The organism is Streptomyces sp. NPDC051636 (genome assembly GCF_044453765.1).
In the GTDB taxonomy this organism is placed as follows: Bacteria; Actinomycetota; Actinomycetes; order Streptomycetales; family Streptomycetaceae; genus Streptomyces.
Genome location: NZ_JBITDA010000009.1, coordinates 94,388 through 113,182, shown reverse-complemented (window position 1 = coordinate 113,182; position 18,795 = coordinate 94,388). Strand labels below are relative to the sequence as shown.

18 protein-coding genes, 1 tRNA gene and 1 pseudogene are annotated in these 18,795 nt (G+C 72.2%); 7 read left to right on the top strand and 13 right to left on the bottom strand.

The genetic code is table 11. The features are described from left to right. Window positions 1–861, bottom strand: coding sequence for a Teichoic acid biosynthesis protein C (Precursor) (locus ACIBBH_RS18365; RefSeq protein WP_399405705.1), 861 nt, complete (start codon window positions 859–861; stop codon window positions 1–3). A 107-nt stretch (window positions 862–968) separates the two neighbouring features. Next, a complete protein-coding gene (gene hppD / locus ACIBBH_RS18360) occupies window positions 969–2,117 on the bottom strand; it encodes a 4-hydroxyphenylpyruvate dioxygenase (protein ID WP_399405703.1) in 1,149 nt (382 codons plus the stop codon). Between the two features lie 123 nt (window positions 2,118–2,240). On the opposite strand from hppD, the gene ACIBBH_RS18355 reads away from it, so the two are divergent. The 6 genes and pseudogenes from ACIBBH_RS18355 to ACIBBH_RS18330 all read left to right on the top strand — a co-directional run bounded on the left by ACIBBH_RS18355 (window position 2,241) and on the right by ACIBBH_RS18330 (window position 5,998). Continuing rightward, on the top strand, window positions 2,241–2,711 hold the full coding sequence (locus tag ACIBBH_RS18355; RefSeq protein ID WP_399405701.1) for an Lrp/AsnC family transcriptional regulator: 471 nt from the start codon (window positions 2,241–2,243) through the stop codon (window positions 2,709–2,711). A 49-nt stretch (window positions 2,712–2,760) separates the two neighbouring features. After that, window positions 2,761–3,408 (top strand): ABC transporter permease, encoded by a 648-nt coding sequence (locus tag ACIBBH_RS18350; protein ID WP_399405699.1) that lies wholly within the window; start codon window positions 2,761–2,763, stop codon window positions 3,406–3,408. Next, window positions 3,401–4,609, top strand: coding sequence for an ABC transporter ATP-binding protein (locus ACIBBH_RS18345; RefSeq protein WP_399405697.1), 1,209 nt, complete (start codon window positions 3,401–3,403; stop codon window positions 4,607–4,609). The genes ACIBBH_RS18350 and ACIBBH_RS18345 overlap by 8 nt, the downstream gene beginning before the upstream one ends. Further along, window positions 4,606–5,412 carry an ABC transporter permease gene (locus ACIBBH_RS18340; RefSeq protein WP_399405695.1) on the top strand — a complete coding sequence of 269 codons (807 nt, stop codon included), beginning with the start codon at window positions 4,606–4,608 and terminating at the stop codon, window positions 5,410–5,412. Before ACIBBH_RS18345 ends, ACIBBH_RS18340 begins: the two co-directional genes overlap by 4 nt. A 74-nt stretch (window positions 5,413–5,486) precedes the next feature. Then, window positions 5,487–5,825: pseudogene (locus tag ACIBBH_RS18335) on the top strand (glycine betaine ABC transporter substrate-binding protein); the annotation flags it as partial. Further along, window positions 5,825–5,998, top strand: a complete 174-nt coding sequence (locus tag ACIBBH_RS18330) for a hypothetical protein (protein WP_399405968.1) — start codon at window positions 5,825–5,827, stop codon at window positions 5,996–5,998. The pseudogene ACIBBH_RS18335 and the gene ACIBBH_RS18330, both read left to right, overlap by 1 nt. On the opposite strand, the gene ACIBBH_RS18325 is transcribed toward ACIBBH_RS18330, so the two are convergent. The 5 genes from ACIBBH_RS18325 to ACIBBH_RS18305 all read right to left on the bottom strand — a co-directional run bounded on the left by ACIBBH_RS18325 (window position 5,995) and on the right by ACIBBH_RS18305 (window position 10,401). Continuing rightward, window positions 5,995–6,786 (bottom strand): S16 family serine protease, encoded by a 792-nt coding sequence (locus ACIBBH_RS18325; protein ID WP_399405693.1) that lies wholly within the window; start codon window positions 6,784–6,786, stop codon window positions 5,995–5,997. The two genes, ACIBBH_RS18330 and ACIBBH_RS18325, sit on opposite strands and share 4 nt — an antisense overlap. A 119-nt stretch (window positions 6,787–6,905) precedes the next feature. Next, window positions 6,906–7,547, bottom strand: a complete 642-nt coding sequence (locus ACIBBH_RS18320) for an IclR family transcriptional regulator (RefSeq protein WP_390739214.1) — start codon at window positions 7,545–7,547, stop codon at window positions 6,906–6,908. Window positions 7,548–7,894: 347 nt separating this feature from the next. Beyond that, window positions 7,895–9,694 (bottom strand): DEAD/DEAH box helicase, encoded by a 1,800-nt coding sequence (locus tag ACIBBH_RS18315; RefSeq protein ID WP_399405691.1) that lies wholly within the window; start codon window positions 9,692–9,694, stop codon window positions 7,895–7,897. Window positions 9,695–9,835: 141 nt separating this feature from the next. Further along, window positions 9,836–10,204 carry a type II toxin-antitoxin system death-on-curing family toxin gene (locus ACIBBH_RS18310; RefSeq protein WP_399405689.1) on the bottom strand — a complete coding sequence of 123 codons (369 nt, stop codon included), beginning with the start codon at window positions 10,202–10,204 and terminating at the stop codon, window positions 9,836–9,838. Next, complete coding sequence (locus tag ACIBBH_RS18305; protein ID WP_124441851.1) at window positions 10,204–10,401, bottom strand: hypothetical protein; 198 nt, start codon at window positions 10,399–10,401, stop codon at window positions 10,204–10,206. Before ACIBBH_RS18305 ends, ACIBBH_RS18310 begins: the two co-directional genes overlap by 1 nt. A gap of 199 nt (window positions 10,402–10,600) precedes the next feature. On the opposite strand from ACIBBH_RS18305, the gene ACIBBH_RS18300 reads away from it, so the two are divergent. Further along, window positions 10,601–10,672 (top strand) — tRNA-Cys (locus ACIBBH_RS18300). Window positions 10,673–10,691: 19 nt separating this feature from the next. On the opposite strand, the gene ACIBBH_RS18295 is transcribed toward ACIBBH_RS18300, so the two are convergent. From ACIBBH_RS18295 to ACIBBH_RS18270, 6 genes are all read right to left on the bottom strand, one after another. Continuing rightward, window positions 10,692–11,843 (bottom strand): SUKH-4 family immunity protein, encoded by a 1,152-nt coding sequence (locus ACIBBH_RS18295; RefSeq protein ID WP_399405687.1) that lies wholly within the window; start codon window positions 11,841–11,843, stop codon window positions 10,692–10,694. A 170-nt stretch (window positions 11,844–12,013) separates the two neighbouring features. After that, window positions 12,014–12,145: a hypothetical protein gene (locus ACIBBH_RS18290; protein WP_399405685.1), complete on the bottom strand. Its 132-nt coding sequence runs from the start codon at window positions 12,143–12,145 to the stop codon at window positions 12,014–12,016. Between the two features lie 122 nt (window positions 12,146–12,267). After that, window positions 12,268–14,577 carry a xanthine dehydrogenase family protein molybdopterin-binding subunit gene (locus ACIBBH_RS18285; RefSeq protein ID WP_399405684.1) on the bottom strand — a complete coding sequence of 770 codons (2,310 nt, stop codon included), beginning with the start codon at window positions 14,575–14,577 and terminating at the stop codon, window positions 12,268–12,270. Beyond that, window positions 14,574–16,103 (bottom strand): 2Fe-2S iron-sulfur cluster-binding protein, encoded by a 1,530-nt coding sequence (locus tag ACIBBH_RS18280; RefSeq protein WP_399405682.1) that lies wholly within the window; start codon window positions 16,101–16,103, stop codon window positions 14,574–14,576. Before ACIBBH_RS18280 ends, ACIBBH_RS18285 begins: the two co-directional genes overlap by 4 nt. Then, the gene (locus ACIBBH_RS18275; protein ID WP_399405680.1) at window positions 16,100–16,993 is read right to left on the bottom strand and encodes an FAD binding domain-containing protein; all 894 of its coding nucleotides are present in this window, start codon (window positions 16,991–16,993) and stop codon (window positions 16,100–16,102) included. Before ACIBBH_RS18275 ends, ACIBBH_RS18280 begins: the two co-directional genes overlap by 4 nt. 172 nt (window positions 16,994–17,165) lie before the next feature. Further along, a complete protein-coding gene (locus ACIBBH_RS18270; protein WP_399405953.1) occupies window positions 17,166–18,791 on the bottom strand; it encodes a beta-N-acetylhexosaminidase in 1,626 nt (541 codons plus the stop codon). Between the last annotated feature and the right edge of the window lie 4 nt (window positions 18,792–18,795).

Sequence of the window (18,795 nt, the reverse complement as noted above, 5' to 3'; positions counted from 1 at the left end):
CTACTGCTTGTAGTACACCGAGAACCTGCGCGCGCCCGGCTCCCCCGACGCGAAGCCGATGCACAGCCACGGTGTCGGGGACCGGCGCACGGCGAGGCCCTCGGGTTCGCGGAAGTCGAGGGAGTGGCCGGCCTCGGTGCGCCGCTGCTGGAGGAGTTCGCCGGTGCGGATGTGGAGGCAGGAGAGGTAGGCGTTGCCGTGCCGGGCGGGCGGGTTGGTGTCGTCGTCGTAGGCCGTGCCGGCGAGCTGGTAGAGGTGGTCGCCGGACAGGGCGTACCCCTGGAAGGGCACCCCGGGGTCGGGGTGGGCGCCGGTCTGGGCGAGGTCGGCGACGGGGTCGGCGTAGTCGCGGGCGACGAAGGCGTCGAGGTCCCAGACGCGGTAGCGCGGGACGTTGTCCAGGCGGTGGCGGACGGCGATGCGGCGACTGGCCATGCACACGGTGGGCTGGTTGTTCTTCGACCCCTCGACGGGGTAGCGGATCTTGACGTCGGCGGCCGTGCGAGTGGCCCCGTTCACGAAGTGGAAGCGGGTGACGCCCCGGCCGTAGCCGTGCAGCGCGTCGGCCTCGGTCCAGATCCAGGCGGTGCCGTCGGAGTCGTTCTGCACGCCCATGCCGACGCCGTGCCCGAAGCCGCGCAGGTGCATGTGGCCCAGTGCCCTGCCCTTGTAGTCGAGCCGGTTCAGGCACAGGTCGCCGGCTTCGGCGCCGCCCCTGGTGACCTGCAGGACGTACAGGTGCCGGTTCACCTCGTCGAAGGCGAAGGACTGCGGGACCGTCGGCTCGTGGAGGGTGGCGATCCGGTGCAGCCAGCGCTCGGACGGCGTGGCGAGGTCGACGCGCTCGTCCACGGTGTTCACGGTGCCTCCTCACGTCCCGCGGGCGCCGCCCTGGCGCCCACGGGACATGAGAGCGTCAACCGGCGTCCACTGGTTGCGTGTTCACCGGATTCACAGGTTTTCGCGCGTCACAGGTTTCCGCGCCGCTCCTGCTCCCGCTCGATCGCCTCGAACAGGGCCTTGAAGTTGCCCTTGCCGAAGCCCATGGAGCCGTGCCGTTCGATGATCTCGAAGAAGACGGTCGGGCGGTCCTGGACCGGCTTGGTGAAGATCTGCAGCAGGTAGCCGTCCTCGTCGCGGTCGGCGAGGATCTTCAGCTCGCGCAGGGTCTCGACGGGAACCCGGGTGTCGCCGACCCACTCGCCGAGGGTGTCGTAGTAGGTGTCGGGCGTGTCCAGGAACTCCACGCCGGCCGCGCGCATGGTCCGTACGGTCTGCACGATGTCGTTGGTGTTCAGCGCGATGTGCTGGACGCCGGCGCCGCCGTAGAACTCCAGGTACTCGTCGATCTGGGACTTCTTCTTGGCGATCGCGGGCTCGTTGATCGGGAACTTCACCTTCAGGGTGCCGTCGGCGACGACCTTCGACATCAGCGCGCTGTACTCGGTGGCGATGTCGTCGCCCACGAACTCCTTCATGTTCGTGAAGCCCATGACCTTGTTGTAGAACTCCACCCACTCGTTCATGCGGCCGAGTTCGACGTTGCCGACGCAGTGGTCGATGGCCTGGAAGGTGCGCTGGGCGGGCGGTTCTACCATGGGCTTCGCCGCGACGAAGCCGGGCAGGTAGGGGCCGTCGTAGCCGGAGCGGTCGACGAGGGTGTGGCGGGTCTCGCCGTAGGTGGCGATGGCGGCGAGGACGACCGTGCCGTGCTCGTCCTTCAGTTCGTACGGCTCGGCGACCGAGCGGGCGCCGTGCTCGATCGCGTAGGCGTACGCGCGGCGGGCGTCCGGGACCTCGATGGCCAGGTCGATGACGCCGTCGCCGTGCTCGGCCACGTGCTGGGCGAGGAAGTGGCCCCAGGTGGTGGCGGGCTTGATCACCGAGGTGAACACGAACCGGGCGGAGCCGTTCTCGAGGACGTAGCTCGCGGTCTCGCGGCTGCCGTTCTCCGGTCCGGAGTAGGCGGCCAGCCGCATGCCGAAGGCGGTGGAGTAGTAGTGCGCCGCCTGCTTGGCGTTGCCCACGGCGAAGACGACCGCGTCCATTCCCTTGACCGGGAAGGGGTCGGCCTGCCGGGCGGTCGTGGCGGGAGTGTGGTGTGTGGTCTGCGTCATAGCGGAAGGGTGGCCCCGCTCGGCAAGGTGCGCAATAGTTCGCTTGATTGCTGGGCAATCTGCTCAGTGGTACGACGGTTTCAGCGGCCTTCCTGTACAGGATGACCACCCGGGAGGTTGGGCATGGCGATCGATCAGCTGGACGGGCGCATCATCGTGCTGCTGGCCCGGGAGCCCAGGATCGGGGTGCTGGAGATGTCCCGGCGGCTGGGGGTGGCGCGGGGCACGGTGCAGGCGCGGCTGGACCGGCTTCAGTCGAACGGAGTCATCCGCGGATTCGGTCCGCAGGTGGACCCGGCGGCCCTCGGCTACCCGGTCACGGCGTTCGCCACGCTGCAGATCCGGCAGGGCCAAGGAGCCGACGTGCGGGCCCACTTGGCGACCGTGCCGGAGGTGCTGGAGCTGCACACCACCACCGGCAGCGGGGACATGCTGTGCCGTCTGGTGGCCCGCTCGAACGCCGATCTCCAGCGGGTGATCGACCGGGTCGTCGGTTTTGATGGCATCGTCCGGGCAGCCACGGCGATCGTCATGGAGAACCCCGTTCCGCTGCGGATCATCCCGCTGGTGGAGCAGGCGGCGCTCAAGGAGTGAGCGGCAAGGCCCGGGAGAGGACGTCCTAGCCGACCCGGGGTGAGGCCGCGTGAGCTTCTGGGAGTACCTGGCCGACCGCCACCAGCAGCTGCTCACCGACGCCTGCCAGCACGCCGGTGTGGTGTTCCAGTGCATGGTGACGGCGACCGCCTTCGGCGTGCTGATCGGTGTCGTCACCTACCGCAGCGACTGGGCGGGCGACCTGGCGGCCACCGCCACCTCAACCCTGCTGACCGTGCCGTCGCTCGCCATGATCGGCCTGCTGATCCCGGTCGTCGGTCTCGGGGTGCCGCCCACGGTGATCGCGCTGACGCTGTACGGGCTGCTGCCGGTGGTCCGGAACGCGGTCGTGGGACTGCGCGGGGTCGACCCGAGCCTGGTGGACGCGGCCCGGGGCATCGGGATGTCCCGGCCGGCCAGGCTGCTGCGGGTGGAGCTGCCGCTCGCCTGGCCGCCGATCCTGACCGGCATCCGGGTCGCCACGCAGATGCTGATGGGCATCGCGGCCGTCGCCGCCTACGCCTCCGGACCCGGCCTGGGCAACGAGATCTTCCGCGGGATCGCCTCGCTGGGCGGCGCCAACGCCCTGAACCAGGTGCTCGCGGGCACGCTCGGGATCATCGTTCTCGCCCTGCTCTTCGACGCCGCGTACGTCCTGATCGGACGGCTGACCATTCCCAGGGGGATCCGTGCCTGAGACGTCCACGACCGGGGCGGCCATCGAACTGGAGAACATCACCAAGCACTACCCCGGCAGTCCGCGGCCCGTCGTCGACAACGTCACCATGGAGATCAAGGCCGGCGAGACGGTGGTCCTCGTCGGCCCGTCCGGCTGCGGGAAGTCCACGACGCTGAGGATGATCAACCGCCTGACCGAGCCGACCGGCGGGCGGATCCGCATCGACGGCGAGGACGTCACCGGCATGGACCCGGTGGGGCTGCGCCGGAAGACCGGGTACGCGATCCAGTCCTGCGGGCTCTTCCCGCACCTGACCGTCGCCCAGAACATCGCGCTGGTGCCGAGGATGACCGGCTGGCCGAAGCACCGGATCCGGGAGCGGGTCGAGGAGATGCTCGACCTGGTCGGTCTCGACCCCGGCGAGTTCCACGACCGCTATCCGCGCCGGCTCTCCGGCGGTCAGCAGCAGCGCGTCGGCGTGGCGCGGGCGCTGGCGGCCGATCCGCCGGTGCTGCTGATGGACGAGCCGTTCGGCGCGGTCGACCCCGTCACCCGCGACCACCTCCAGGACGAGCTGATCCGGCTCCAGCACGAGCTGCGCAAGACGATCGTCTTCGTCACCCACGACTTCGACGAGGCGATCAAGCTGGGTGACCGGATCGCGGTGCTGCGCGAGCGCTCGCACATCGCCCAGTTCGACACCCCCGAGGCGATCCTCACTCACCCGGCGGACGACTTCGTCTCCGGCTTCGTGGGCGCGGGGGCGGCCCTGAAGCGGCTGAACCTCACCCGCGTACGGGACCTGCGGCTCAGGGACTGTCCGACGGTGACCATCGGCACCCCGCTGCAGGAGATCCTGGGCAGGCTGCGCGGCAGCGGCACGAACGAGATCCTCCTCCTCGACCGGCTCCGCCGCCCCCGCAAGTGGCTCCGGCGCGGCGACCTGATGCGGGCCGGGGGCTCCGTGGCCCGTGCGGGCACACCGGTGCACGCCACGGTGACCCGGGACGCGACGCTGCGGGACGCGCTGGAGGCGGTGCTGACGGACGGCGCGTGTCGGGTCGCGGTGACCGGGCGGCACGGCGTGTACGAGGGCGTGGTCGACATGGAGACGCTGATGAACCGCGTGCACGAGCTGCTGGACGCCGACCGCCAGGAGGCCCTGGAGCACCAGCGCGAGCCGGCGGAGACCCGGGCGGAAGGGGAGCTGACGGCGTGACCACCACTGTCCGGCTGGAGGAGCCGCGGGCGCGGGAGGAGGCCGAGACCGGGCCGCCGAGGCCGGCCGAGAGACGGCTCACCTGGCAGAAGTTGACCCTGCTGCCCGCCCTCCTCGTCGCCGTGCTGCTGGCGACCTGGCTGTGGTTCCGGCAGGCGCGGCTGGATGTGGTTTCCGAGAACGCCCTGTCGAACGGCCAGGTCTCCAAGGCCCTCGGGCAGCACGTCGAGCTGACCGTGATCTCGACCTTCTTCGTCCTGGTCATCGCGGTCCCGCTGGGCGTGCTGCTGACCCGTGGGGCCTTCCGCAAGGCCACCCCGGTGGTGATGGCGGTCGCCGACGCGGGCCAGGCGACCCCCGCGATCGGCCTCCTCGCGCTGCTGGTGATCTGGCTCGGCATCGGCCGGAGGGCGGCCCTGATCGGCATCATCGCCTACGCCGTCCTGCCGGTGCTGTCCAACACCGTCGCGGGGCTGAAGGCCAACGACCCGGTCCTGCTGGAGGCGGCCCACGGCATCGGCATGTCCCCGCTCGGGGTGCTGACCCGGGTCGAACTCCCGCTGGCCGTCCCCCTGATCCTCGCGGGCGTCCGTACGGCCCTGGTCCTGAACGTCGGCACGGCGACCCTGGCCGCCTTCGGCGGAGGCGGCGGCCTGGGCGTGCTGATCACCGCCGGCATCACCAACCAGCGCATGCCGGTGCTGGTACTGGGCTCGGTGCTCACGGTCGTGCTGGCCCTGCTGGTGGACTGGCTGGCCTCGCTGGCGGAAGTGCTGCTGCGACCGCGGGGGCTGGGGGCGTGAAGCGGCGCGCATGTCTGCTGCTCGCCGGAGCGCTGACAGTCGTCCCCGGCTGCGGCCTGTCCAGCGGCTCCCCCATGGTCGACGACGTCGCACCCGGCTCCCTCGGGCAGGGCCAGCCGCTCAGGGGCGCCCGCCTCACCGTGACGTCCAAGGCGGACACGGAGAGCCTCGTCCTCGGCGCGATGATGGGCATCGCCTTCCAGGCGGCCGGCGCACACGTCGTGGACCGGACCGGCATCCAGGGCTCCATCGGCGGCCGGGAGGCGGTCAGGAACGGGGACGCGGACGCCATGTACGAGTACACGGACACCGCCTGGATCACGTACCAGGGCCACAGCGCCCCCGTCCCCGATCCGCGCAAGCAGTGGCAGGCGGTGCGCGACGCCGACCTGGGCAACGGGCTGACCTGGCTGTGACCCAGCTCGCCCAGCAGCACATGACCGAACTCCGCGCCCAGGCCGGCGCCCACCGCCTCGCCACCGAGGCCAGGCGCCCGAGCGAGATCCGTGCCCGCCTGGGCTGGATCCTCGTCGAGGTCGGCCTGCGCCTCGCCGCGGCGCCCAAACCGGCGCCGGCGGTCGCCTAACAGCTCGGTACCGAGCCCTTCCCCTTCTCCAGCGCCACCAGAGAGCTCACCGCGCCCTTCAGCGTGGTCACCGGAACCAGCCGGAGTCCCTTCGGCAGCTCCGACTTCGCGTCGGAGCACTCGGCCTTCGGCACCAGGAACACGGTCGCCCCGTCCCGCCGCGCGGCCTGCGTCTTCAGGGCCACGCCCCCGACCGCGCCCACCTTGCCGTCGGCGCTGATCGTGCCCGTACCGGCGATGGTGCGACCGCCCGTGAGATCGCCCCCGCTGCCGTCACCGTCCAGCTTGTCGATGATCCCGAGGGAGAACAGCAGCCCCGCACTGGGCCCGCCGACGTCGGCGAGCTTCAGCGTGACCTTGACGTCGTCGCTGCTCAGATCCAGGTACCTCAGCGCGGCCTCGGTCGCCGCGTCCTGGGACTGCCGCATCTGCTCGGTGTTGTGCTTCTCGATCTCCTTGACGGTGTCGCCGCTCGGGTAGACCGAGTCGCGCGGCATGACCGCGCGGTCCTTGCGGAACCAGTTGTCGAGCACGTCGCCCAGCGACACGCGCGCCTCCGGGGAGGTCGCCTCGATCGTCGTCATCCGCAGCTGCCCGCTCGTCCCGCGGGCCGGCGCGCCGGAGACGGTGATCACCGCGGCGCCCTTGTTCTCCCCCAGCACATTCGCCGTCATCCCGGGCTGCGCCACCGAGAACGGCAGCGGCGCGAGGACCGCGGTGGCGATCAGGGCCACGACGGGCAGGGCGCAGACGGCGACGGCCTGGGGGCGTGTGAGACGAGAGAGCACGGGATCAATCTACGGGACGACCACGGAGCATTGGCTGCCCCCGCAGTGCCGGCTGCGCGACCCACCGGCGCCGGCCCCGATCAGCAGCCGGGCACAGGGCAACTCAGCCCCCGCACAGTTCAGCGCAGCGCCTCCGCAACCTCCCGTGCGGCGTCCACCACCCGCGGCCCCACCCGCTCCGGCACGGCATCCGCCAGCATCACCACACCCACGCTCCCCTCCACTCCCGTGACCCCGAGCAGAGGAGCCGCCGCCCCGCTGGCCCCGGCCTCCAGCTCCCCGTGCGTCAGCGTGTACCCCGGCTCCGCCGACGGCGACTGCCGCGCGGAGAGGATCGCCTTCCCCGCGGCCCCCCGGTCCAACGGATGCCGGAACCCCGCGCGATACGCCACGTGATAGTCCGTCCACGTCGGCTCGACCACCGCGACGGCCAACGCCTCGCTCCCGTCGACCAACGTCAGATGCGCGGTCGCTCCGATGTCCTCGGCCAGCGACCGCAACGCGGGCAGCGCGGCCTCCCGTACCAGCGGATGCACCTGGCGCCCCAGCCGCAGCACCCCCAGCCCGACCCGGGCTCGGCCGCCCAGATCACGGCGCACGAGCGCATGCTGCTCAAGCGTGGCGAGCAACCGGTACACCACGGTCCGGTTCACGCCCAGTTTGGTGGACAGCTCGGTGACGGTCAGCCCGTGGTCCGTGTCGGCCAGCAGCTTGAGGACGCGCAGTCCCCGGTCGAGCGTCTGAGAGGTCTCCGCGGTCACGACGCCCACTCCTTAAGTGGTGAGGTCGGCGACCCCTTCGCGGCGGATGCGTCGCCGAGTCCCGTCAACGACGCGCTTCAGAGGCCGCCGATCGGCAGGACGGCCCGGCGGCTCCGGGTCCTGTCGCTTCACGGCTGCGCTCCGCGGCGGCGCTGCCACGGGGCGTGTGCGTAGCGGGACAGTAGCGAAGGCGGTTCGCTGAGCGGAAGCCTCCGTCCAGAATCCGGGCACCGCCCGAAATGACCTGCGGCCTTCGTCCTGATACGTACGGCGTGTCCTCCTCGTGACGCCCGCCCCCCGACGCAGGCCCCCACGGCGCGCTCCCCCGAACGAACCCGGCGGACGCGTCACCGCATCCGCGTGGCCCACTCCTGCACCTTGGCGATCCGCTGCCGCAGCTGCCCGGCCGTCGCCTCCGCGCTCGGCGGGCCGCCGCACACACGCCGCAGCTCCGTGTGGATCACCCCGTGCGGCTTGCCGCTCTGGTGGACGTACGCGCTGACCATGGTGTTGAGCTGCTTGCGCAGCTCCATCATCTCCTTGTGCGAGACGACCGGCCGCCGCTCCGCGGGCAGCTCCAGCAGGTCCGCCTCCTCGTCCGGCTTCTTGCGGCTGTGCGCGATCTGCCGGGCCTGCCGCTTCTGCAGCAGCAACTGCACCTGGTCGGGTTCGAGGAGCCCGGGAATCCCGAGGTAGTCCTGCTCCTCCTCACTCCCCGGGTGGGCCTGCATGCCGAACTCGGCGCCGTCGTAGAGGACCCGGTCGAAGACGGCGTCGGACTCCAGCGCCTCGAAGGGCAGCACGTCCTGCTCACCGGTGTCCTCGTCCTGCTCCTTGTTCGCCTCCTCCATCTCCTTCTCGGACTCGGCGTACGGGTCCTCCTCGCCCCCCTTCTTCGGCTTGTCGAGGGCGTGGTCGCGCTCGACCTCCATCTCATTGGCGAAGGTGAGCAGGTCGGGGACGGTCGGCAGGAAGACGGACGCGGTCTCGCCGCGCCGCCGGGACCGTACGAAACGGCCGACGGCCTGGGCGAAGAAGAGCGGGGTGGAGATGGTGGTGGCGTACACCCCGACCGCCAGCCGGGGCACGTCGACGCCCTCCGACACCATGCGGACGGCGACCATCCACCGGTCGTGGCCGGCGCTGAACTCGTCGATCTTCTTCGAGGCGCCGGCGTCGTCGGACAGCACGAGGGTGGCCTTGCTGCCCGTGATCTCCCGGATCAGCTTGGCGTACGCGCGCGCCGAGTCCTGGTCGGAGGCGATGACGAGCGCGCCCGCGTCCGGGACGGCCTTCCTGACCTCGGTCAGCCGCTGGTCGGCGGCGCGCAGCACGGCGGGCATCCAGTCACCGCGCGGGTCGAGCGCGGTGCGCCAGGCCTGGCTGACGGCGTCCTTGGTCATCGGCTCGCCGAGCCTGGCCGCGACCTCGTCACCGGCCTTGGTGCGCCAGCGCATGTTGCCGCTGTAGGAGAGGAAGATGACGGGCCGGACGACGCCGTCGGACAGCGCGGACCCGTACCCGTACGTGTAGTCGGCGGCGGACCGCCGGATTCCGTCCGGTCCCTCCTCGTACGTCACGAAGGGGATGGGATTGGTGTCGGACCGGAACGGCGTACCCGTGAGCGCGAGGCGCCGCGTGGCGGGTTCGAAGGCCTCGAGACAGGCCTCGCCCCACGACCTGGAGTCACCGGCGTGGTGGATCTCGTCGAGGATGACGAGGGTCTTGCGCTGCTCTACCCGGTTGCGGTGCAGCATGGGCCGCACGCCGACACCCGCGTAGGTGACGGCGACCCCGTGGTACTCCTTGCCGAGTGGCCCCGCGCTGTACTCCGGGTCGAGCTTGATCCCTATCCGCGCGGCCGCCTCCGCCCACTGCTTCTTCAGATGCTCGGTCGGAGCGACCACGGTCACCTGTTGCACGACGTGGTGGTGCAGCAGCCAGGAGGCCAGTGTCAGCGCGAAGGTCGTCTTGCCGGCGCCCGGCGTGGCGACGGCGAGGAAGTCACGCGGCTGCTCCTGGATGTACTTCTCCATCGCCCCCTGCTGCCAGGCACGCAGCTTGCTGGCGGTGCCCCAGGGGGCGCGGCCGGGGAAGGCGGGCGAGAGGTGGTGGGAGTGGGTGGAGGAAGCGGCGGTAGTAGTCACGGTCTCCGTGGATCCGGGGGTCGGGCGGCTCGGCTGGGTATGACAACCGGGCCACCCTACCGGCGGCCCGGCGATGTCAACGCGCGGACGACCCCGGGTCACTGGTGGGTGGGATCCACGTCACAGCGAGGGTGCCTCGGCTCAGCGCGCGAAGCGCGGCAACTGGGCTGCGATCTTCGGGACGTCCAGAGCGCCCTGGCAGACGTCGAGCACAAAGCGTTCCGCCTCGTCCACGTCGAAGTCCGTGTCCAGGGGATGCCCGTTCAAGTGCAGGAAGACCCAGGTCGCGTACCAGGCGATGCGCTTGTTCCCGTCCACGAGGGCGTGGTTGCGGGCAAGGGACTCCATCAGCGCGGCGGCTTTCTGCCACACGTCCGGATAGGCGTCCTGCCCGAACACGCTGGACTGCGGACGTGCCAGCGCCGAGTCCAGCAGCCCGTAGTCACGCACCTCGTCCGCCCCGAGCCGCTGTGCGAGGTTCAGCAGCTGCGGCAGAGTGAGGTGGTGCATCAGGCGAGCCTCCGGTTCAGCTCGGCGCTGGCCTTCAGCACGTGCTCGGCCGCCTCGTTGAACAGCCGCGAGTGCTCGTTTATGGCGGCGATCACCGCGTCGTGCGCGAATGCCTGCATGCTGCGTCCCTCGGCCGCCGCACGCTCCCGCAACGCGTCGAGCTCCTCATCCGTGAACCGCAGGTTCAGTCCAGCCATACGCCCACGGTACCGCCTGGTACCACTCGGTGTCACGGCGCCGCAAATCCGCGCAGTCCCTCGCCCGAGCGGAACCGTTTCGTGAACGGGGTATGGCAGTCCCGTTGCAACGCCCGCGATTCCCTTGAGGGCCCCGACCGGCCGCCCCTACGGTCGGTACATCGGGTCGGAACGAGTGAATCGTTCCTCACCTGGTCCTGGCCGTGTGCCCGAGTGGTTCAGGGACTCGCCTGCAAAGCGGGTTACGCGGGTTCGATTCCCGCCACGGCCTCTCCCCCGGGCGGTGTGCTTCAGAGCACGCCGCCCGCTTCGTCCTGGAAGAGTTCCGTCCAGTAGTGCCAGTCGGCGTCTGTCGTCGTGGCGGTCGGGTCGACGGTTGCCAGGGTCTGGATCATGGCCGCGGCCAGCTGGTCGTAGGCCTCGGTGGTCAGTTCGTGGTCCAGGTCCTCGTCGACCGTCCGCTCGTGGTGGAGGAGCCAGAGGGTGAAGGCGAGGGTGGAGACGTCCGTGTTCAGAGGGTGGAGGGCCGCCTCGGGTTCGCTGAAGTTCAGGACCGCGCCCGTCGTGCCGTCGACCACCAGGCTGTTGTCCTCGACGAGGTAGCCGAGGCGTATCAGGCGGTCGGCGTGGGCGGGGAGGCTCTCGAGGGTGCAGTCGTCGGCGCGTTCCGAGGTGAAGTACTCCGTCAGCGTCGGCAGGGGTACGTCCGTGTCCAGGTGGAAGAGGACCGCGTCCTCGGGCAGGCCGGTCTCGCGCAGGAAGCGGCGGGTCGGCTCGTGGGTGAGTGCGGCAGGGAAGTCGACCTCCTCGAAGCGGGCCACCCGGCCCGGGCCGAACTCCTGGTCCAGGAGGCGGACGGGCAGGTCCAGGGTGAGGCCGGAGTCGGTGCCGGGGCCCGCGATCAGGGCCAGGGGGCGGATCAGCGCGGCCGCCTTCCAGTACGGCGGGACCTCGCCGCCCGTACCCTCCTCGAAGAGGGCGAGGAGGCGGCGGGACGCCTCGGTCGCCGCCTTGGTGCCGTAGCGGCCCGCGTAGGAGGCGAACTCGCCGCGCAGACCGGCCAGTTCCTCGGTGACCGCGGCGAACCGCACCAGCGCCTGCAGCGAGGGCGCGAAGGGGCGGCTGTCCATCGCCTCGAAGAGGTACGTGGTCGTGATCTCGCCCGTACCGCCGTCGAGGAGGAGCGATTCCGTCTCCATGCCGGCGGGGCTGAGCAGTTCCCCTATCACCAGCCGGTCCCGCAGCTCCTCCGCCGGGTCGTCCGTGGCGTCCGCCAGCGTGCGCAGCCCACCCGTACGCAGCGGCTCGAACGTCAACAGGCCGCCGCCACCCGGCAGTCCTGGACCGGTCAGCCAGTGGCGCGTCGGCGCATGGGTGACGTACGGACCGAGGTCGTCCTCGGTCAGGGTGATCGCCGCGACACCGGCGTCGGTCGTGCTCATCGCTCCCCCGCGATTTCGGTGGTACCTGGTACGTGGCGTGTGGTGCCTGATACGTCGTGCGCGTCCCTGGGCCGGGCGCACAACAGCCGTCCGGCCTCGCGTCGGAGCGGCCGTCCCCCACTGCCCGGAACACTACGCCGCCCCACTGACAACGCCCCCGGAAGAGGACGTCAGGCGACCCCCGCCCGTTCAGTACCCGCGAGGATCGCGTCCACCGTCTCGGTCACCGTCAGCTCCGAGGTCTCCGGCCACAGTCCCGTGCGGGGCGTCCGCGCCCGCAGCGCCGTGTCCAGGTCCGCCACCGGTCCCCGCGCCGTACCCGGTCCTCGGCCGCCCGGCCTCCCGCGCCGCCACCGCCTCTCCGCCGGGGGCCAGGACGGCCCCGCGCCTCACGCGCAGCGGACGCCCGGCAGCTTCCGCTCGGTCACTGGCCCGTCACCACCGCCGCCTGCGGGCGGATCGGGAGGCGGTTGACCGGGCGGCCCGTCGCCGCGCGGACGGCGGAGGCGATGGCCGCCGGGGAGGTGACCACGGGTACCGCGCTGACCGCCTTGGCGCCGAAGGGGGCGACCACGTCGCGCTCCTCGACCAGTTTGACGATGCGGATGTCCGGCGCGTCCAGGGCGGTCGGGAGCGCGTACCCGGTGAGGTCGGGGTGGCGGATCAGGCCGCGCGGCGTGCGCAGGTTCTCGGTGAGCGCGATGCCGACGCCCTGCGTGACGCCCGCCTCGATGCGGGCGGTGAGCTGTGCCGGGTTGAGCACGCGGCCCACGTCCTGGGCGACGGCCAGCTCCACGACCCGTACCGAGCCGAGTTCGATGTCGACGTCCACCACCGCACGGACCGCGCAGAAGGCCAGGCCGACGAAGGCGTCGCCCTGGCCGGCCGCGTTCAGGGGCTCCGTGGGGTGCGGGCGGCACTGGGCCGTCGCCCACAGTTCCTTGCCGTCCAGCGCCTCGGTGACCGTCGTCGACAGCACGCCGTCGTACGACGTGATCTTGCCGTCGGTGATCTGGAGCAGCTCCGTCGACATGCCGAACTTGTGCGCCAGGGGCTGGAGGAGCTGCGTGCGGACCATCTTGGCCGCCCGTTCCACCGCGCCGCCCGACACCCACGTGTGGCGGCCTCGGCAGCCCGCGCCCGCCGGAGGCTGGTCGGTGTCGACCGGTGCCACGTGGACCTCGTCGACGCCTAGCGTCTCCTGGACGATCTGGCGGGCGAGCGTGGTGAAGCCCTGGCCGGTCTCCACCGCCGCGCACAGGACGGTGGCGATGCCGTCGTGGACCTTCACCGTCGCCGTGGAGACCTCGTCCGCGCCCTCCGCGCCGAGCATGTGCACCATGCCCAGGCCGTAGCCGACGCCCCGGCGCACCGCGCTCGGTTCGCCCGCGCCCTCGGGGCCGCCGGGCAGCAGCCACCCCTCCTCGGGCGTGTCCTTGGGCAGCGCCGGAAGCGGGAAGTCCCGTACCGCCTGGAGGAGTTCGGCGACCGGCGCCGGGCAGGTCACCGTCTGGCCGATCGGGAGGACGTCACCCGTCGCGAGCGCGTTGCGCAGGCGCAGTTCGGCCGGGTCCAGGCCGAGCTTCTTGGCGAGCTTGTCCATCTGCGCCTCGTAGGCGGCGCACACCTGCATGGCGCCCTCGCCGCGCACATGGCCGGAGGGCGGGTTGTTGGTGCGCACGGCCCAGCCCTCGATGAAGGCGTTCGGGACGACGTACGGGCCGCAGGCGAAGGAGACGGCGGCGGCCAGGGCCTCGGAGGAGGTGTCGGCGTACGCGCCCGCGTCGAGGAGGATCTGCGCCTCGACCTTGACCAGGTTGCCCTCGGTGTCGGCGTGGTGGCGGTAGCGCAGCAGCGTGGGGTGGCGGTGGGTGTGGCCGAGGAAGGACTCCTCGCGGGTCGCCGTCAGCTTCACCGGGCAGCCGGTCTTCAGGGCCAGCAGGCCGAGCGGGAGCTGGAATCCCTGGTCCTCGCGGTCGGCGGTGGCGCCGGGTACGCCGGTCACGACGACCTTGACGCGCTCGGGGGCCAGACCGAAGACGGCGGCGGCGGTGTTGCGGTCGGTGTGCGGGTCGGTGGAGGCCAGGTAGAGCTCCACGCCGCCGTCGGGGCGGGGCACGGCGAGGCCCGCCTCCGCGCCGATGGGGGCCGGGTCCTGGCGGCCGATGCGGTACAGGCCCTCGACCACGATGTCGCCGTGCGCGTCCGGGTCGCCGTGGCGCAGTGGGATGTGCCGGATCAGGTTGCCGTCGGGGTGCAGCGGTTCGGCCTCGAAGGCCTGCTCGGGGTCGGTCACCGGGTCGAGTACTTCGTACTCGACGATGACGGCCGCCGCGGCCATCCGCGCGGTGTCCGGGTGGTCGGCGGCGACGGCCGCGATGGGTTCGCCGTGGTGGCGTACGACCTCGGAGGCGAACACCGGGCGGTCGGGCGTGCCACGGCCGTGGCGCGGGGTGCCGGGGACGTCCTCGTGGGTGATGACGGCCCGTACGCCGGGCATCTCGCGCGCGTGGGAGGTGTCGATGGACACGATGCGCGCGTGCGCGTGCGGGGAGCGCAGTACGGCCGCCCAGAGCAGGCCCTCGGCCCACAGGTCCGCCGCGTACGGGAAGGTGCCCTCGGTCTTGGCGCGGGCGTCGGCGGCGGGCAGGGAGGCGCCGAGGCCGTGCGGCAGCGGTTCGGCGGCGGGGGCCGGCTCCGCGGCGGTGGTCGCGGTCGCGGCTTCGTTGCTCACGCGTGGCCTCCGTCCTGGCCGTAGTGCTGGTCGTGCGGTCCCGGTGTCCCGAAGGTTCCGGGGGAGTCGAAGGCCGACGCGTTGACGCCGCCGGCTCCCGGGCCCGCCTGGTGCGGAATACGTGCCTCGTCCGCGTCCGTCTCAGCCTCGGCCGCGGAATGCGCTTCGCGTTCGGCGACGACCTCCTGGACGGCGTCCAGGACGCCCCGGTAGCCGGAGCAGCGGCAGAGGTTGCCGCACAGCGCCTGGCGCGCCTCCAGCTCGCTCGGCGCCGGGTTGCCCTCCAGCAGGTCGTGCACGGTCATCGCCATGCCGGGCACGCAGAATCCGCACTGCACCGCACCGCGCTCGGCGAGCGCGCGCTGCACGTCGGAGGGCTGACCGTCCACCGCGAGGCCCTCGACGGTGCGCACCTCGCTGCCGGCGGCGGTGGCGGCGGGCACCAGGCAGGAGGCGACGAGCCGCCCGTCGACCTGGACGTTGCAGGCCCCGCACTCGCCCTGCGAGCAGCCGTCCTTGGCCCCGGCGAGCCCGAGTCGCTCGCGCAGGACGTAGAGCAGCGACTCGCCGATCCAGGCGTCGGTGACGGGGCGGTCGGTGCCGTTGACGCGCAGCACGTAGGAGGCGAGGGGGTGTTCGTCGTGCGCGGGGGGCGGGGGGGCCTCGTCCGGGTCGGCGGGCGCCGTCTCGTCCGCGGGTGTGGCGTCGTCGCCCGTGGCGGCCTCTTCGGCGGCCTCCGGCTCGGGGGCGGCATCGTCGGCCGCCTGGGGCTCCGTCGGGGGCTCAGCGGGCCCCTCAGGGGCCTCCTCGGCCTCTTGTGGGTCCGAGGCCGCCTCGACCGGCTCCGCGCCGTCGGTCTCCCGCGGGTACCCGGCCGGAGGCTCGCCGTACCGCGTGCCGGGCTGGAACCCCTCGTGGGCGGTTGGTTCGGGCGCCGCGTGGGCCGGCTGCTCGGTGGCCGCGTCCGCCTCCGGTCCCTGCTGCCCCCAGGGCTGCCCCGCGGCTTCCGTCGCCCAGGGCGCGGCAGCACCGCCGGGGAGGGTGGCCGGAGGGGTGCCGCCCCACTGCTCGACCAGGGAGGACGTGGTGAACTCGCCCGATTCGTCCGGTAGGTCGCCTCCCGCGACGGGGATGGACCACTGCCCGGTCACGTCGTGACCGGGCACCGGTGCGGCCGGGGGCTCGTCGAAGGTCCACTGCTGCGTGGTGGCGGGGTGGTACGTGAACCGGTCGTCCGTGCCCGCGTCCGTCCCCTGGGGCACGGCGTTCGGGTCGGGCCAGTGGGCGCCCGCGTCCGGCACCGCCCAGGTGCCGCCGGCCGCCGGGTCGGCGCCGGGGTCCACACCGGGGGCCACCGTTATCTGCGGCGGCACATAGCCGTGACCGGGCGCGGCCAGGAGGGCGTCGATGCCGCCCTCGGGGAGCTTGACGAAGGCGGTGGCGCCGTCGTCGTAGTCGCCCTGGGGCAGCGGGTCCCAGCGGCCGCCGCCCTGGGACGTGCCCTCTGCGTGCTGGTCGTCGGTCACGACAGCGCCCTCCCCAGTGCTCGTCGGGCCAGCGCGGCGACGGTGCGCCGCAGGTGCAGTACGGCGGGCGGAAGCTGCGGTACGGAGCCGTCTGGTTCCGGGGCCGGATCGGGGATGCAGGCCGCGGCGACGTACTCGCCGAAGGCGTTCAGCGCCTCCGGGACGACCGCGCGGTCGTTGTCCCAGTCGATGAGCCGGGCGACCCACTGCTCGGCCTCCAGGGGCCGCAGCGGCATCGGCGCTATGGCGCCCACCGCGCACCGCACTCCGCGCCGGGCGGGGTCGAGGACCAGCGCCACGGAGGCGAGCGCGCGGCCGGGGCCGGTGCGGCCGGTGGCCTTCAGGAAGACCTGCGGGGCGTGCAGCAGCGGCACGCGCACGTAGCCGATGAGCTCGCCGCCGCGCAGCATGTCCACCCCGGCCAGCAGGTGCGACACGGGGATCTCCCGGCGGGCTCCGGCCGGGCCCGCGATGATCAGTGTCGCCTCCAGGGCGGCGAGGACCGGCAGCGCGTCGCCGGTGGGCGCGGCCGAGGCGATGTTGCCGCCCAGGGTGCCCGCGTTGCGGATGTGCGGCGGGCCCGCGGCGCGCGCGGCGGCGGCGAGCGCCGGGATGAGGGCCGCGAAGTCGGGGCGGCCCATGCGCGCGTGTGTGAGGCCGGCGCCGAGCAGCGCGTGGCCGTCCTGGTACTGCCAGCCGCGGATCTCGCTGATCCGGCCGAGGCCCACCAGGGCGGCGGGCCTGAGCTGCCCGGAGTTGACGGCGGCCATCAGGTCGGTGCCGCCCGCCACGGGCACGGCGGTGGGCATGGCGCTGAGCGCCACCACGGCCTCGTCCAGTGTCGTGGGCAGCGTGACGGCCTGCGCCGCCTGCGGTGCGTGCGTGGTCAAACCGGCTGCCCCTTCCCGCTGCCCCACCTGGTCCCACCTGTGTTGCCGTACGGTACGTGCTGACAGGGCGGACGTGGCAACTCTGGCACATCTTCGCAGGACCCGAAGACGGGGGTCCGCTAGGAGGCATTGGAGCTCTTTCCCTTAATTTCGCCCACTTGTCCACTTTGGTCTACCTGTTCGGGGGCGGTCCCTCGATCGGCCGCCCGAGCACCCCGGGCCGCCGCTGCCACGGCCGGGGCCCGGCGGGCGGGCGGTAGGCGACGCCCAGGGCGTCGAGCCGCCGGTAGTGGGCGGCCATCCGTCGCTCGAAACCGGCGAAGTCCCGTTCCGCCGGGGCGGGCAGAGCGCTCCAGGCCACCTCGGCGAAGGCGGCGAGCCGCGGGAAGGCCTGGTAGTCCACGCGCGCGGCGTCCTCCATCACCTCCGTCCACACGTTGGCCTGGGTGCCCAGCACACGCCGGGCCTCCTCCCCGGTGAGCTGTTCCGGAACCGGTTCAAAGCGGTAGACGTCCTCCAGGGTGCGCACGAAGCCGATCGGTACGGGTTCGTCGGCGCCGGCGTCCTGACGGTGGTCCAGGTACACGTACTGCTCGGGGCACATGACCACGTCGTGACCGGCCCGCGCGGCGGCGATGCCACCGCCGTACCCGCGCCACGACGACACGGCCGCGCCCTCGGCCAGGCCGCCCTCCAGGATCTCGTCCCAGCCGATGAGCCGGCGCCCGCGCGCGGAAAGCCACTTCGCGAAGTGCCCGACGAACCAGGACTGCAGTTCGTCCTCGTCCGCGAGGCCGAGTTCCCTGATGCGGGCCTGCGCGGCCGGAGACCGCTTCCACTGCTCCTTGGGGCATTCGTCGCCGCCGATGTGAACGAACTCCGACGGGAAGAGAGCGAGCACTTCCTCCAGCACCCCCTCGTAGAAGCGAAGGGTGTTGTCAGTGGGGGCGAGTACGTTGGGACTGATGCCCCAGGTGTCCCAGACGGAAAGGACGGTGGTGTCGATGACGTCGGTGTTGCCGAGCTCCGGATACGCGGCGATGGCGGCCTGCGAGTGGCCCGGTACGTCGATTTCCGGGACGACGGTGATATGCCGCTCGGCGGCGTAGGCGACGATCTCCCGGATGTCGTCGTGGGTGTAGTGGCCACCATGCGGCTTCTCCACCCACAGCGGCGAGGCGCGGTGGCCGAATTTCGTGCGCGCCCGCCAGGAGCCGACCTCGGTCAGCCTCGGGTGACGTTTGATCTCGACGCGCCAGCCCTGGTCGTCCGTCAGATGCAAGTGCAGGACGTTCAGTTTGTGCGCGGCCATCAGGTCCAGGTAGCGCAGCACGCCGTCCTTCGGCATGAAGTGCCGGGCGACGTCGAGCATGAGACCGCGCCAGCGGAAGCGGGGGGAGTCCTGGACGCGGATCAGCGGCAGCCGCCGGTTCCCGCCCGGCAGCGGGGCGCGCCGGAAGACGTCCGGGCCAAGCAGTTGACGCAGCGTCTGGGCGCCCCAGAAGAGACCGGGCGGCCCGCCGCCCACCAGGAGCACGCCCGTGGGCGTGACGGCGAGGCGGTAGCCCTCCTCGCCGAGGTCCTTGGTGACCGCCGGATGGACGGACAGCCGGATGACATCGTCCCCCTCACCCGGCCCAGGGTGGAGCGGGAGGCCGGTGGCCGCGCCGAGCGTGGCCCGCAGCCAGCGTTCCGTGCGCTGCGTGCCGTCGCCCGCGGCCAGCCTCGTTTCCCGGCCCAGTTCGAAGAAGCGGGCTCCGTAGGTCGTCACATGACCGGGCCCGGGAATCACATCCACCACG

What these genes read in the sequence shown, in the direction of transcription:
- ACIBBH_RS18305 (WP_124441851.1), bottom strand. Translation starts at nt 10,401, where the DNA reads ATGGCTGGACTGAACCTGCGGTTCACGGATGAGGAGCTCGACGCGTTG.
- ACIBBH_RS18295 (WP_399405687.1), bottom strand. Translation starts at nt 11,843, where the DNA reads ATGAGCACGACCGACGCCGGTGTCGCGGCGATCACCCTGACCGAGGAC.
- ACIBBH_RS18310 (WP_399405689.1), bottom strand. Translation starts at nt 10,204, where the DNA reads ATGCACCACCTCACTCTGCCGCAGCTGCTGAACCTCGCACAGCGGCTC.
- ACIBBH_RS18355 (WP_399405701.1), top strand. Translation starts at nt 2,241, where the DNA reads ATGGCGATCGATCAGCTGGACGGGCGCATCATCGTGCTGCTGGCCCGG.
- hppD (WP_399405703.1), bottom strand. Translation starts at nt 2,117, where the DNA reads ATGACGCAGACCACACACCACACTCCCGCCACGACCGCCCGGCAGGCC.